At 69.1% G+C, this 14,269-nt stretch carries 14 protein-coding genes; 1 reads left to right on the top strand and 13 read right to left on the bottom strand.

The genetic code is table 11. The features are described 5' to 3' along the window. Nucleotides 1-189 precede the first annotated feature (189 nt). The 12 genes from ABL838_RS05810 to gspG all read right to left on the bottom strand — a co-directional run bounded on the left by ABL838_RS05810 (nt 190) and on the right by gspG (nt 11,866). A complete protein-coding gene (locus ABL838_RS05810; RefSeq protein ID WP_418124643.1) occupies nt 190-1,089 on the bottom strand; it encodes a 5'-nucleotidase in 900 nt (299 codons plus the stop codon). Nucleotides 1,090-1,123: 34 nt separating this feature from the next. Then, nucleotides 1,124-2,362 carry a type II secretion system inner membrane protein GspF gene (gene gspF / locus ABL838_RS05815; protein WP_418124644.1) on the bottom strand — a complete coding sequence of 413 codons (1,239 nt, stop codon included), beginning with the start codon at nt 2,360-2,362 and terminating at the stop codon, nt 1,124-1,126. An 18-nt stretch (nt 2,363-2,380) separates the two neighbouring features. After that, nucleotides 2,381-3,778, bottom strand: coding sequence for a GspE/PulE family protein (locus ABL838_RS05820; RefSeq protein ID WP_126025674.1), 1,398 nt, complete (start codon nt 3,776-3,778; stop codon nt 2,381-2,383). Between the two features lie 11 nt (nt 3,779-3,789). Then, nucleotides 3,790-6,126, bottom strand: a complete 2,337-nt coding sequence (gene gspD / locus ABL838_RS05825) for a type II secretion system secretin GspD (RefSeq protein WP_126025675.1) — start codon at nt 6,124-6,126, stop codon at nt 3,790-3,792. 5 nt (nt 6,127-6,131) lie between these two features. Continuing rightward, nucleotides 6,132-6,932, bottom strand: coding sequence for a type II secretion system protein N (gene gspN, locus ABL838_RS05830; protein WP_126025676.1), 801 nt, complete (start codon nt 6,930-6,932; stop codon nt 6,132-6,134). 22 nt (nt 6,933-6,954) lie between these two features. Next, a complete protein-coding gene (gspM, locus tag ABL838_RS05835) occupies nt 6,955-7,503 on the bottom strand; it encodes a type II secretion system protein GspM (protein WP_418124645.1) in 549 nt (182 codons plus the stop codon). Continuing rightward, a complete protein-coding gene (gene gspL, locus ABL838_RS05840; protein WP_418124646.1) occupies nt 7,500-8,711 on the bottom strand; it encodes a type II secretion system protein GspL in 1,212 nt (403 codons plus the stop codon). The genes gspM and gspL overlap by 4 nt, the downstream gene beginning before the upstream one ends. Nucleotides 8,712-8,837: 126 nt before the next feature. Next, nucleotides 8,838-9,854: a type II secretion system minor pseudopilin GspK gene (gspK, locus tag ABL838_RS05845; RefSeq protein WP_418124647.1), complete on the bottom strand. Its 1,017-nt coding sequence runs from the start codon at nt 9,852-9,854 to the stop codon at nt 8,838-8,840. Next, nucleotides 9,851-10,546 carry a PulJ/GspJ family protein gene (locus ABL838_RS05850; RefSeq protein WP_418124648.1) on the bottom strand — a complete coding sequence of 232 codons (696 nt, stop codon included), beginning with the start codon at nt 10,544-10,546 and terminating at the stop codon, nt 9,851-9,853. The genes gspK and ABL838_RS05850 overlap by 4 nt, the downstream gene beginning before the upstream one ends. 3 nt (nt 10,547-10,549) lie before the next feature. After that, a complete protein-coding gene (gspI, locus tag ABL838_RS05855) occupies nt 10,550-10,939 on the bottom strand; it encodes a type II secretion system minor pseudopilin GspI (protein ID WP_126025681.1) in 390 nt (129 codons plus the stop codon). Further along, on the bottom strand, nt 10,936-11,451 hold the full coding sequence (locus tag ABL838_RS05860) for a prepilin-type N-terminal cleavage/methylation domain-containing protein (protein ID WP_418124649.1): 516 nt from the start codon (nt 11,449-11,451) through the stop codon (nt 10,936-10,938). The genes gspI and ABL838_RS05860 overlap by 4 nt, the downstream gene beginning before the upstream one ends. After that, entirely contained in the window at nt 11,426-11,866 is a 441-nt protein-coding gene (gspG, locus tag ABL838_RS05865; RefSeq protein WP_184634988.1) for a type II secretion system major pseudopilin GspG, read from the bottom strand. Before gspG ends, ABL838_RS05860 begins: the two co-directional genes overlap by 26 nt. 50 nt (nt 11,867-11,916) lie before the next feature. Between gspG and ABL838_RS05870 the strand changes: the two genes are divergently transcribed. Then, entirely contained in the window at nt 11,917-12,573 is a 657-nt protein-coding gene (locus ABL838_RS05870) for a hypothetical protein (protein WP_418124651.1), read from the top strand. Between the two features lie 59 nt (nt 12,574-12,632). On the opposite strand, the gene ilvA is transcribed toward ABL838_RS05870, so the two are convergent. Further along, a complete protein-coding gene (ilvA, locus tag ABL838_RS05875; RefSeq protein ID WP_418124653.1) occupies nt 12,633-14,249 on the bottom strand; it encodes a threonine ammonia-lyase, biosynthetic in 1,617 nt (538 codons plus the stop codon). Nucleotides 14,250-14,269 lie beyond the last annotated feature (20 nt).

Consider the following 14,269-nt stretch of genomic DNA (forward strand, 5'->3'; position numbering starts at 1 on the left):
AGGTTGCTAATAGTTGTTAACAAGATTCTAAATGTCGTGATTTGCGCCAAATGGGCAGTAAATTTCATGGAGGCAATGACGGTGAACTTGCTTTGGTCCTCCCCGTTCGGGCGCGCGTACATCGCGACGGTAGGTGTGTACGCCCGACAATGTGTCCGAGCGACTTTGTCGGCGCGGTTGCCACTGCCCTCAAGACTCGTTGCTGATCCCGCTGCTCACATGCCCCGCCGGCACATGCCTCGAGGCCGCATCCACATGCCCCGTCTGGTCGTCGAAGAAGAAGTCGGGCTCGAACTCGCGCAGGAACTCGCCCTTGGGCAGGCCGCCGAGGAACATGGCCTCGTCGACGCGGATGTTCCACTTCATCAGCGTGCGGATGGCGCGTTCGTGTGCCGGTGCGCTGCGCGCGGTGACCAGCGCGGTGCGGATGCGCATCTTCGCGTTGCCGGCCATCTGCAGGCGGTGCAGTGCGCTCAGCAGCGGCTTGAAGGGCCCTTCGGGCAGGGGCAGGTCGGCCTTGCTGAGTTCGTGGGCCTGGAAGGCGTCGAGGCCTTCCTTCTGGTACACGCGCTCGGCCTCGTCGGAGAACAGCACGGCGTCGCCGTCGAAGGCGATGCGCACTTCGTTCGGCCAGGCGTCGCTCGCCTTTACCGATTCGACCAGCACGCGCGCGGCCGGAAAGCCGGCATTGAGCGCCTCGCGCACGTCCTGCGCATTGACCGACAGGAACAGGTGCGCGCGCAGCGGGCGCAGGTACCCGAAGGGCGGGCGGCCCTGGGTGAACACGCCGCGCTGCAGCTTGATGTCGGCCGCCGCGCTCGACCTGAAGATGCGCATGCCCGAGACCGGGTCGTTGCGCGAGAGGATCACCACCTCCACGCGCTGCACGCCGTCGTCGTTGAAGCGCAGCAGCTTGCGGATGAGCGAATAGGCAATGCCGGGCGCGGCCGGCACGTCGATGCGGTCGAGCTGCAGCTTCATGTAGCCCTCGTTGTCGCCGGCCTCGAAGACCTTGTTTTCTTCTTCGAGGTTGAACAGGGCGCGCGAGGAGATCGCGACCACGAGCTTGTCTTCGAGGGTTACGGGCATGTCGAGTACGTCCTGCGCTGCGGGCCGGCCGTCGTCACTTGACGAATTGATTCAGCTGGATGATCGGCAGCATCACCGCCAGCACGATCAGCATCACCACGCCACCCATCGCGACGATCAGCAGCGGCTCCAGGATGGTGGCGAGGTGCATCGCGCGGCGCTGCACTTCGGCGCCGAGCTGGTTGGCGGCGCGCTGCAGCATCAGCGGCAGGGTGCCGGTCTGCTCGCCCAGTCGCGCGAACATCGACACCAGGCCCGGAAAGCGTTTCTTCTGCGCCAGCGCGGAGGCCAGCGGCGCGCCTTCGCGCACCAGCACCAGCGCGTCGAGCGCGTCGGCGCGCATCGCCCGGTTGCTCAAAGTGTCGGAAGCTGCCTGCAGCGCGCGCAGGATCGGCACGCCGGCCGTGGCCAGCATGGCGAGCGTGCTCGCGAAGCGCGCCGCGTTGTAGCCGCGCGCGAGCTTGCCCACCAGCGGCAGCTTCAGCCAGGCCGAATCGAACTTCAGGCGCAGCGCTTCCTGCGCCAGCGCGAGCCGCGTGCCGATGGCGGCGAGCACCACGCCCGCCAGCATCCACCAGCCGTAGTTGCGCACGCCGGAGCTCAGCGAGAGCATCACCGTGGTGAGGAACGGCAGCGAGCGCTTGGTGCCCGCGAACACCTGCGCCACCTGCGGCACCACGTAGCTCACGAGGAAGATCACGATCACGATCGCCACCAGCGTGACGATGGCCGGATACAGCGCCGCGCCGATCAGCTTCTGCTGCAGCGCCTGGCGCTCCTCGAGGTCGTCGGCGAGGCGGTCGAGCACGAGGCCGAGGTTGCCGCTCTGCTCGCCGGCGCCGATCACGGCCGTGTAGATGGGCGAGAACTCGCGCGGATGCGCCGACAGCGCCCGCGCGAACGGCGAGCCCGCGTTGACCTCGGCGCGCAGCGACGCGACAAGATTGCGCTGCTGGTCGGACTCGGCCTCGTCGGTCAGCGCCGTGAGCGCGCGTTCCAGCGGCAGGCCCGACGAGACGAGGCCCGCGAGCTGCCGCGTCCACACGGCGAGCCCGGTGGAGTTGAACACGCGCTTGCCGCCGCCCAGCCAGCGGCCGAGTCCGCTGCGCTGGCCACCACCGCCGGCATGCTCGCTGCCGACCGGCTTGACCGACAGCGGAATGAGCGCCTGAGCCCGCAGCAGGCTGCGCGCGCTGCGGGCGGTGTCGGCCTCGAGAACGCCTTCGCGCGACTGGCCGCTGGCGTCGATGGCTTCGAATGCGTAGGCGGGCATCTCTTCTCTTCTTGCTCGCTACTCGCGCGTGACGCGCAGCAACTCGGCGCGCGAGGTGATGCCGGCCTGCACCAGCCGCTCGCCGTCCTCGCGCATCGAGCGCAGGCCGCCGCGTTCGCCGGCCTCGAAGAGCTGGCTCTCGGCCGCCTTGCCGTGGATGAGCGCCTGCACTTCGTCGTCCGCCACCAGCAGCTCGAAGATGCCGGTGCGGCCCTGGTAGCCGGTCTGGCCGCAGGCTTCGCAGCCCGCGCCGCCGCACGAGGTGCAGACCTTGCGCACGAGGCGCTGGGCGAGCACGCCCAGCAGCGACGAGCTCAGCAGGAAGGGCTCCACGCCCATGTCGGTAAGGCGCGTGACGGCGCTGACTGAGTCGTTGGTGTGCAGCGTGGCCAGCACGAGGTGGCCGGTCAGCGAGGCCTGGATGGCGATCTGCGCGGTCTCGAAGTCGCGGATTTCGCCGATCATGATCACGTCCGGGTCCTGCCGAAGGATGGCGCGCAGGGCCTTGGCGAAGGTGAGTTCGATCTTCGCGTTGATCTGCGTCTGGCCCACGCCCGGCAGCTCGTACTCGATCGGGTCTTCCACCGTCATGATGTTGCTGCGGGTAGCGTCGAGCCGGGCCAGCGCTGCGTACAGCGTGGTGGTCTTGCCCGAGCCCGTAGGGCCGGTCACGAGGATGATGCCGTGCGGCTGCGCGATGAGCTTCTCGAAGCGCTCCAGCGTGTCGCCCTGCATGCCCACCGATTCGAGCGTGAGCTTCGATTCGCTCTTGTCCAGCAGGCGCAGCACCGCGCGCTCGCCGTGCGCGCTGGGCAGCGTCGACACCCGCACGTCGACCGCGCGCGTGCCGATGCGCAGCGAGATGCGCCCGTCCTGCGGCAGCCGCTTCTCGGAGATGTCGAGGTCGGCCATGATCTTCAGGCGCGAGATCAGCGCCGCGTGCAGCGCGCGGTTGGGCTGCACCACCTCGCGCAGCGTGCCGTCGATGCGAAAGCGCACGGAAGACGTGCGCTCGTAGGGCTCGATGTGGATGTCGCTGGCGCCGTCGCGCGCGGCCTGCGTGAGCAGGGCGTTCAGCATGCGGATGATGGGCGCGTCGCCGGCGCTTTCCAGCAGGTCTTCCACCGCCGGCAGCTCCTGCATCATGCGCGAGAGGTCGGCGTCGCTCTGCACCTCGCTGACCACCGCGGCGGCGCTCGACTCGCCCTGCGCATAGGCCGCGCTGATGCGCTGCGCCAGCGGACCGTCGGCCAGCACCTCGAATGCCTGCACGCCGTATTTGCGCGAGACCTCGCCGACCGCGCTGCGCGCCGGGGTGCTCGACATCCACAGCGTGTAGCGGCCGTCGTCGGTCTCTTCCAGCAGCAATTGCTGGCTGCGTGCGAAGGCGTAGGGCAGGGGATAGCGGTTGGACATCGGAAACAGTATCAGGGCAGTTCCCGCGCGCTCACCGGGTCGCCGGTGGGGGGCAGTGCGCCACGCAGGGGGCTGGGCGCCAGTTTGCGGCTGTCCGCGGCAGGTTGCGATGGCGGGATCAGCTGGGTGCCTTCGAGGCGCGAGCCGCCGCGCGCGGCGGTGGAGGCCGAGGGCGCCGGAGCCGCCGAAGTCGGGGCCAGGGCACGCGACGGGGGCGCCAGTTCGGGCAGGATGTTCGAGCCGCTCACGCCGCGCAGCATCACGTTGGAGGTGTCGGGCTGCGTGCGCTGCTGCATGCCGCGGATCTCGTCGTAGCGGTCGTACGCGAAGGCTTCGGTGGCGCTGGCATCGCGCATCACCGCCGGGCGCAGGAACATCATGAGGTTGATCTTCTCGCGCGTGCGGGCCTGGCTCTTGAACAGGTTGCCGAGCACGGGGATGTCGCCTGCGAGCGGCACCTTCTCGACCGTGTTGCCGTAGCTGTCGGACAGCAGGCCGCCGAGCATCACGAGGCCGCCGTCTTCCACCAGCACGCTCGATTCGATGGAGCGCTTGTTGGTGGTGGGACCGTTCTGGTTGTTGACGGTGTTTCCGTCGACCGTGGAGGTCTCCTGGAAGATCGTCAGCTTCACCGTGCCGTTCTCGTTGATGGTCGGGCGCACGCGCAGCGTGAGGCCCACGTCCTTGCGCTCGACGGTGGTGAACGGGTTGACGCCGACCGAGCCCGAGGTGCTGGCGTACTGGCCGGTCACGAAGGGCACGTTCTGGCCGATGACGATCTTGGCTTCCTCGTTGTCCAGCGTCAGCAGGTTGGGCTTGGACAGCACGTTGGCGTCCTTGTCGCTGTCGAAGAAGCTGGCGATCGCGCCCAGGATGTACTGGCCGCCGACCTTGCCGGCGATGCCGAGGTTCGCGCCCGGCGTGATCGCGCCGGCCAGGCCGGCGGCGTTGCGCGTGGCCAGCGCCTGGGTCAGCGTCAGCAGGTTGGCTCCGGCCACCGAGGAGTTGGTGCCGATCACCGCGTTGTTGCCCAGCGCGCTCTGCCACTGCACGCCGAACTTCGCGGCGGCCGTGTCGCTCACCTCGACGATCAGCGCCTCGATCATGACCTGCGCGCGCCGACCGTCCAGCCTGTCGATCACCGCGCGCATCTGCCTGTACTGAGGCTCGGGCGCGGTGATGATCAGCGAGTTGGTCGACGGGTCGGCCTGGATCTGGCCGCCGGTGGACGGCTGGTTGGCGTTGTTGAGCGGCGCACTGGCGGCCGCAGATGCCCCCGACTGGCTGCTGTTGTTCAGGTTGACCTGCATGGCCTGCGGCGCGCTCTGCTGCGGCACGGCGCTGGCCGTGGCGCCCGGCGTGCCCGGCGTGGTGTTCAGCTGGTTGGCGGCCATCGCCGCGCGCAGCGTGGCCGCGAGGCGCACCGCGTCGGCGTTCTTCAGGTACACCACGTAGATGTTGCCGGCCGCGCCGTTGCTGCCCTCGACGGCGGGGCGGTCGAGCTTGTCCACCAGCGTGCGGATCAGCGCCACGCGCGCAGGGTTGGCCGCGCGGATGATCAGCGAGTTGCTGCGCGGATCGGCCATGAGCGTGGTGCGGAACGACGCGTCGGCCGCGCCGGGAGCCGCCGGCGCACCCGGTGCGCCCGAGCCGCCGCCGTCCACCAGCCGCTGCACCAGCGGCACCATGTCTGTGGCCACCGAGTGCTTGAGCTGGATGATCTCGATGTCGGAGGCGTTCGGCACATCCAGCGACGCGATGATGCGCGCCAGGCGGCGCATGTTGTCGGCGTAGTCGGTGATCACGAGCGAGTTGTTGCCCGGGTTCACGTTGATGGTGTTGTTCGGCGGAATCAGCGGGCGCAGCACCGGCAGCAGGTTGTTCGGCGACTCGTAGTTGAGCCTGAAGATCTGCGTGACGATCTGGTTGCTGCCGCTGGACGCCGTGGCGCTGATGGAGGTGTTGACGGTGCTGCTTTGCAGCTTGGCGTCGGCCTCGGGCACCACCTTGTAGAGGCCGTCGGCTTCCACCACCGCGAAGCCCTGCAGGCGCAGCGCCGAGGCGAACTGGTTGAAGGCCGCGGCCGGCTGGATCGCGCGGTCGGTGACCAGGTTCATCGTGCCCTTCACGCGCGGGTCGACCACCACGTCGCGGCCGGTGACCACGGCCATGGTGCGGGCCACGGCCTCGATGTCGGCGTTGGAGAAGTTCAGCGTGATCGGCTCGCCGCGGCGCGGCGCGTCGCCGGTCTGCGCGAACGCGGCGGGCGCGGCCTGCAGGAACGTGGCGGCGATCAGCACGCGCACGGCGAGCGCGACGGTGCCGGTCGAAAACAGTGGCTTCATCATGAGGATCAACCCAGGGTGATGATCGAACGCGCGTTGTCGCGTCGTCCGATGATGTTCAACAAATTGGAAAGAGCGTCTTCGCGGCCGGGCGCGGCACTGGCTTCGCCGTTGAAGCGGAAGGAAGTGCCGGTCCAGCTGCCGCTGCCGTTGAGCTCGAGGCTGCCCTCGCGCGTGCTCAGCAGCAGCGTGGGGCGGCTGCCGCCTTCGAGCGTGAGCCGGTAGCTGCCCATCGGCCGCAGCGTCGACAGGCTGGAGGAAACATCGGTGGCGTCGAGCGTCGCCTGGCCGGCGATGCGCAGCGCGGGGCCGTCCCACTGCATCGAGAAGGCCTTGGTGTTCAGGTCGAGCGCGCCTTCGAGCTTGAGCGTGTTCCACGGCGCGCCCAGCCCCATGAGCAGGGTGGCGGGCCAGCGCGAGCGGCTGTCCTGCCAGGCGAGCTGCATGCCGCCGGCGCGCGGACTGGCCTTGAGTTCGATCGGCTGCGCGGCGCAGCACGGCAGATCGAGGCTGGCGGCGATGCCGTTCCAGCTCGGGCGCATGCGCCAGTGCAGCAGGCCGGGCAGCGACACCGCCTGCATGCCGCCCGCGCCGCTGGCGAGGACCACGGCGGCCGTGCCGTTCCATACGGTGCCGCGCGGGTTGGTCAGCACGAGGCGGCCCTGGCTCCAGCTCGACAGCGCCGCCGACAGCCAGCGGGCCGGCGCGAACAGCACCACCGCCAGCAGCACGCCGGTGACGGCGCCGAGCAGGGCCCAGCGCCAGCCGCGGCGGGGTCGGGGTTCGGGGATCGGAGGGCGGCTCAGCATGCGGGTCGTCTGCCGTTCTTTCTCAGCGCGCCGCGGGCAGCGCCATGACGACGGTGCCGTCCCAGCGGACCTGCGGTGTCCTGGGCGCGTCCTTGGCGGCGGGCGAAGATGGCGGCGGCGTCGAGGCCGGCACGCGGGTCAGGTGGACTTCGCGCGGCACCGCATGCGCATTGCCGCGGGCCTGGCCGAGCCACTGGGCGACGGTGGCGGCGGGCGCCGCGCGCAGCGAGACGGTGGCGGCGCTGTCACCTCCCGATGCCATGAGCTGCGCGTTGCTCGTGCCCAGGCTCTCGCGCACGGAGGTTTCGAGCGCGCGCATCGCGTCGTCGCGGTTCAGGCGGGGCTGCGACTGCAGGGCCTTGGCGCGGGCCTGCAGGGTGGCCATCTGCTGCAGCTGCGCATCGAGCTGAGCGTGTTCGGCCGGCGCCGCGGACAGTGTGCGCAGCGCGGGAGCGAGCGCGATCCACCAGAGCAGGGCCAGCGCCACGAGGGCCGCGGCGGCATAGACCATGCGGCGCTCGCGCACTTCTAGGGTGGCCCAGCGGGCCTTGAGCTGTTCGCTGAAGTTCATCGGTTGGCCTCGGCCTGTACCAGCAGGAGGTCGCCTTCGGTGCGCACGTTGTAGCCGCGTGGCGCCATCGCATTGGTGATCTTCGAGACCTCCGACGGCTGCAGCCCGAGGCCGCGCAGGCGCAGCTGGCCGGCGCTGTAGTCGACGGCGCTCGGTACCTTGCCGGGCGGCAGGGCGGCGGCGAGCGCGCCGACCATGGGTTCGAAGTCGCTGTTCGCCACGTCGCCCACGGCCTGCTGCAGCGATGCGACCTCGCGTTGCATCTGCACCGGCGCGTCGACCACGATCTTCACGGAGGGGAAGGTCTGCGTCAGCATCGCCTTGGCGGCCTGGCGCTTCGATTCGAGCGCGTTGCGCTCCTTCCAGGCCCAGGCGTTCAGGCCGATCAGCTGGGTCAGCAGCAGCGCGACCACGCCCCAGCGCGCGGCGCGCCATTCGGGCGCATAGCGCAATGTTTGAATCACCGAGGCGAACTTCTTGCCGGCACGCGCGCGGCCGGTGACCGCGAGGTCGAACTGAGCGAGCTCCCAGGGCGTGCGCGCGGCCTGCAGCCAGCGCTGCGGCGACTGCACGATGGGCACGCGGCGCTGCAGCAGCGATTCGGCGGCCTCGGCCACGGCGGGCTCGGTGGAGATGACTGCGGTGTCCAGTGGCAGGCCGTCCGACAGCGCGAGCCCCGCGCCGGCCAGCGGCAGCGAGACCACGCCGTCGGCGTCGCACACCGTGAGCCGCGGCGCCTCGGGTTCGCCGGTGACCAGCAGCAGCGGCGGACCGTCGGCCGGCTGCGGCGTGAATTCGGGAACGATGCGCACCACGCGCCGGCCGGCCGCTTCGAGCCCGTGCACGATGGTGCGCAGCCAGATGCGATTGCAGGCCGCGACCCAAACGGGCGCGCCGGCCTTGGCGTCGGGCTCGAGCGCGAAGTGCAGGGCCTCGGGCTCGTCGAGCAGGTGTTCTTCGAGAAGGCCGTCGAGCACGGCGCGCAGCTTCGAGGCGCTGCCCATGCTGCCCTTGGGCAGCGTGATGCGGTGCCAGGAGAGCGCGGCGGAAGGAATGCCGAGCATGACCTCCGTGCTCGAGGGCAGCAGCGCCAGCAACGCCCGGCCCTGGTTGCGCAATGCAATGCCGTCGTCGCCTGCCTGGGCCCAGTCGTACTCGCCCGCGGCATCGGCCGGAGGGAGGGGGGCAATGAGCAGCAGGGGAGTCATGTGGATCTTGGAAAAGCCGGTGATTGTAGGTGCGCGTCCGACACGATGGCGCTCTGTTTTTCATAGCGTATCACGCTGATGTGACGCGCTCTGGAAGGCTTTTTGGCTACAAATAATGCATCGAAATCAGGGTTTGACCGGAGTGAGCGTTGCGCCGGCGCCGCGCGTGCGCCAGATCGTCGTCACCGTGACACCGCTTCGCTGTAGCAACGAGCGTTCCTCCACGTAGGTGCGATCGAGGCGCAGCTTGCCGTAGACCTCGAAGAACTGTGTGCCCACGCCGTGCTGGGCTGCGTTGAAGGGCGCGCTGCCGCTGGGCAGGGCGGCGTTGGCGGCGGCGATGTCCTTGAAGAAGGCGCGCGAGCGGCGGTCCACCAGCTGGCGCGCGCTGGCGATGTTGAGCGACTCCATGCTGGCGCTGATCGCCTCGGCGCTCGCGGTATTGAGGTTGAGCGTGGTCTTCACCGGCAGGATCGTCACGTAGGGCTCGAGCGCCGCGGCCGTCGAGGCCGACAGACCCAGCCACACCAGCTGCGAGACCTGCTGCGGCATGAGCGGCGCGGCGCTGGAATCGACACCGCTGCTGCTGCCGTCGGTCGCAGTGCCCGTGGCAAGCGCGGCAGCGAGACCGGTGGTCATCAGGCTGAGCTCCGACACGGGCAGGCCCAGCAGGTTGAACAGCCGCGTGAAGGTGGCGACGGCCGCCGGCACCGGCTTGCCGTTGTCGACCAGCGAAAGCACGTTGAGCTTGGACTGCGCATCGACGATGCGGCCCGAGAGAAAGGCGTCGGGCAGTCCTTCGAGGTTGTCGCTCGCCACGTTCTTCTCGGCCGAGAGGAAACTGGTGAGCCGCGCCTCTTCCAGCGGCACGGCCCAGGGCTCGCCCAGGTGGTCGGGGCCGCCGGCGCGGCCGTCTTCGCCGAGGATGAGGCGCGACCAGTCGAGCGCGCCGATCAGCACCCAGGCCGCCTGCACGCGCGCCCGCTCGGCGCCTTCGACCTCGGCCGAGCGCCATTGCTGCCACAGCGCCGCGGCGGCGAAGGTGGCCACCAGCATCACGGTCAGCATCGCGGCGAGCAGGGCGGCGCCGCGCTGGCGCGATTGCTTGCTGCCGTCGTTGGTCCTTGCGGGCGTCTGCGTCATGAGGTTTTCGGCGCTCCGACGGTCGGCTTGACCCAGTCGCGCGTGAGCGTGCCCGAGAGGCCTTCGCCGGGCGGCAGCGTGATGACGAGGCGTACGCCGTCCGGCATGGCGACGACGGGGCCCGAGGGGTTGTTGGGGTTGGGCTGGGTGACGGGCAACTGGCTGGCCGGCACCCAGCTGTTGTCGCGGAAGAAGAAGATCTGCCAGCTGTTGGCCGGCACCAGCGCCACGTCGCTGTAGCCGCCGTTCGAGCCGGCGCCGCCGTCCTGCGCCCAGGCGGCCGCCAGGTTCCAGGCCTGCTGCCATTCGCCGCGCGTGGTGAAGGGCAGCGATTGCCAGCGCCGCCAGCGCACGCCGTCGGGGCCGGACTTCAGCGTCCACGCCACCACCTGCACCGACGGCGCGGTGTCGTCGCTGCCGCGGCGCGTGAGCCGCAGCACCCGGCCGTCCCAGTCGATGGGGCGGGTCTGGGCGAGCGTGGTCACGGCGTCGAGGTCGGCTCCCCATTGCGCCAGCGTGGCCTGCAGCGTGAGCACGGCGTCGGCGCGCTGCTGGTTCTGGGTGGTGGCGCGCGACATGCTGTCGAGCCCGCGCCAGCTCACCAGCGAGAGCAGTGCCATCACCGCGATGGCGACAAGCAGCTCGATCAGCGTGAAGCCGCGCGCGATGCGAGCGCCAGGGTGTCGCTGCATCGCTCAGTACCTCCCCACCACGGTTGAGATGCGCAGGATGGGCGAGTCGGCCTGGTCGCGCACCTGCACGTCGACGCGCCGGAAGTTCGGGTTCAGCGTCGGGATGGTCGAGGTGGTCACGTTGAAAGAGATGCCGGCCTGCAGGCAGATCGACCCCGAGTCGCCCACCGCCGGCATCTGGCGCGAGAGGCGGGCCTTGGCCAGCTCGTTCTCGGCGCACAGGTCGGCCAGCACGAGATCGGACTGGCGCTGCGCATTGCGTGTGAGCGACATGGTGGCCTGCGAGCCCGCGGCCAGCGCGATCGCGACGATGCCGAGCGCGATCAGCACCTCGATCAGCGTGAAGCCGCCGATGCGGGAGCGCGAAGCAAGCGGGCGCCGCGTATTTCTCATTGAACCGCCGAGACGGTGAAGGGGCGCACCCCGTCGGTCGAGATGCGCAGGGCGCGCGCGGGCGGGCCGGCGGAATAGAGCATGACCTGCTGCGCCGCGATGATCGGGTCGGGCCCGAGCTGCAGTGCCGGAATCAGCGTGCCGTTGGCGAGCGACACCTGGGCGGTGATGCCCTCGGCGGCCCAGCCGTCGGGCAGCGAGCCGGGCAGCAGGCCGTCGAACCTGAAACTGCCTTCCACCGGCCGCCAACGCACCACGATGCCGCTGGCGCGCGACTGGGCTCGGGCCGATTCGAGCAGGGCGGCCAGGCGGTCGGCTTCTCGGTCGAGGTTGGCGGCGTTGGTGTCGCGGATGGCGAAGCTCACGGCGGCGGTGGCGATCGCGATGATGGCGATCACCACGATCAGCTCCAGCAGCGTGAAGCCGCCTGGCCGTTGGAGGCGGCGTGAATGGGGAGTGCGGAGCGGCGCGTCCGAGCCGCCGCTGCTACTGCCAGCTGCCGATGTCGGCATTCTTGCCCTCGCCGCCGCTCTGGCCGTCGGCGCCGAACGAGAGCACGTCGATCTCGCCCTTGATGCCAGGGTTCAGGTACTGGTAGGGGTGGCCCCACGGGTCGTTGGGCAGCTTCTCGACGTAGGGCTTCCAGTTGGGGGCGGCCGGACCGGTGGTCGGGCGGGTGAGCAGCGCCTGCAAGCCCTGCTCGGCGGTGGGGTAGCGCTGGTTGTCCAGGCGGTAGAGCTTGAGCGCTTGCATCAGGTTGTTGATGTCGGTCCGGGCGGCAGTCACGCGGGCGTCGTCGGCGCGCTCGATCACGTTCGGGACGATGAGTGCCGCCAGCACGCCGATGATGACCAGCACGACCATCAGCTCGATCAGCGTGAAGCCGCGTTGGGCGGTACGGGTGGCGGCACGAAGGAATTTGTTCATAGCTTGGGCAGACATGATTCGGAAGGCGCGCTGCATGATAATCCGCGGCCATGACAAGTCCTTACTCCGCCGCCCGCTGGCATGCCCCACTTGCAACGACGGGGCTTTGGGCGCTGGCGGCCGGTGCCGCGGTGTTCTGGGCGCTGCGGCTGGCGTCGCCGACCGATGCCGTCGCCGCTGCCGCGACCATGCCCCGGCCCTCGGTGGCGGCGGACTCCGACTCGGTGGCGCGTCTGCTGGGCGTGCTGCCCGAGTCCCGCACGGCGCCTGTGGCCCCGGAAGCCGCCAGCCGCTTCGCGTTGTCCGGTGTGGTGGCCGATCCTTCCAGGCAGGGAGCGGCGCTGATTTCCATCGATGGCAAGCCGCCGCGGCCGTTCCGCGTCGGCTCGACGGTCGGCGAGAGCTACGTGCTGCAGTCGGTCGGTCTGCGCTCGGCGACGATCGGATTGCGTGCCGATGGCCCGGCGGCATTCACGCTGCAGCTGCCGGTGCGTGCGCCGATCAGCGTTTCCACTCCCGCGCTGGCGGCGGCACCGATGGTGGCTGTGCCGCCCCCGGCCATGCCCTCCGTGGCGGCTCCGCCGCAGATGCATCAGCAGCAGATGCAGCCTCCTCCGCCGCCGCCGGGTGGCTCGCTGCTTCAGCAACAGCAGCAACCGGCCGCCATGGCAGCGCCACCGCAGCAGCAACAGGCGGCGGCCCAGTAATTTTCTTCAGGATTTCGGTGCGATGAAGCGAAGCCGGCCTTGCGCCGGCTTCTGCTTTTTCAGGCCTGGAGGAAGAGCCGGTAGGCCGGATTGGCGGTTTCCTCGACGTAGGGATAGCCCAGCGTCTTGAGGAAGGCGTCGAACTCGGCGGATTCGCCGGCCGGCACCTGCAGGCCGACGAGGATGCGGCCGTAGTCCGCGCCTTGGTTGCGGTAGTGGAACAGGCTGATGTTCCAGCTCGGCTGCATCAGGCTCAGGAACTTGAGCAGAGCGCCCGGCCGCTCGGGGAACACAAAGCGCAGCAGGCGCTCGTCGTGCGCAAGGCCGGTGCGTCCACCCACCAGATGCCGCAGATGCTCCTTGGCGAGTTCGTCGTGCGTGAGGTCGAGCGCGTCGAATCCGTGCGCGGCGAAGGTCCGTGCGATGACGGCCGATTCGCCCCGCGTCGAGGTCGTGAGGCCGACGAACACATGCGCTTTGGCTGCATCGCTTATGCGGTAGTTGAACTCCGTCACGTTGCGCAGCGCGCCGCCGCCGGTGCCCGGAGCTTCCGAATCGCTGGCGGGCATCTCCCCGATCAGTTCGCAGAAGCGGCGGAAGCTGCCGCGCTCTTCGGGCATGGTGACGGCAAACAGGGCTTCACGTTCTTCGCCGACCTCGGCGCGTTCGGCGACGAAACGCAGCCGGTCGAAGTTCATGTTCGCGCCGCACAGGATCGCCGCATAGGTTTCTCCATGGCGGCCATGCTGCGCGACGTATTCCTTGATGGCAGCGACCGCCAGCGCACCCGCCGGTTCGACGATGCTGCGCGTGTCCACGAAGATGTCCTTGATGGCGGCGCACACGGCATCGGTGTCGACGGCGATGTAGTCGTCGACCAGGTCGCTGGCGACGCGGAAGGTTTCCTCGCCGACGAGCTTGACGGCCGTGCCGTCCGAAAACAGGCCGACATCGGGAAGGTTCACGCGCTGGTGGGCCGCGACCGATTGCATCATCGCGTCGGAGTCGTTCATCTGCACGCCGATCACCTTGATCTCGGGGCGCACCGCCTTGATGTAGTTGGCCACGCCGGAGATCAGGCCGCCGCCGCCGATCGCAACGAACACCGCATCCAGCGGGCCCTGGTGCTGTCGCAGTATTTCCATGGCGATGGTGCCCTGGCCCGCGATGACGTCCGGGTCGTCGAAGGGATGCACGAAGGTCAGGTTTTGCTTTGTCTGCAAATCGAGTGCGTGCAGATAAGCATCCGAATAGCTGTCGCCATGCAGCACGATTTCTCCGCCGAAACCGCGCACCGCATCGATTTTGAGTTTCGGAGTGGTCACCGGCATCACGATCACCGCACGCGTGCCGAGCTTGCGGGCACCCAATGCAACGCCTTGTGCGTGATTGCCGGCCGATGCGCAAATCACGCCGCTTGCCAATTGGGCTGCACTCAGATGAGCCATCTTGTTATAGGCGCCGCGCAGCTTGAAGCTGAAAACCGGTTGCTGGTCTTCGCGCTTCAATAGAACTGTGTTGCCGAGTCGCTCGCTCAGCGCGCGCGCTTTCTCCAGCGCGGACTCGACAGCAACGTCGTAGACCCGGGCATTGAGAATTTTTCTGAGATAGTCGGCGGGCGTCAGTGTTGTTTTAAGAGGTGCGTCTTGCACGATTTTTTCCAAGGGAGTTTTCATTTGCTAACTGCCGATGATAA

Source organism: Variovorax sp. 160MFSha2.1, assembly GCF_048305075.1.
Lineage (GTDB): Bacteria > Pseudomonadota > Gammaproteobacteria > Burkholderiales > Burkholderiaceae_C > Variovorax > Variovorax guangxiensis.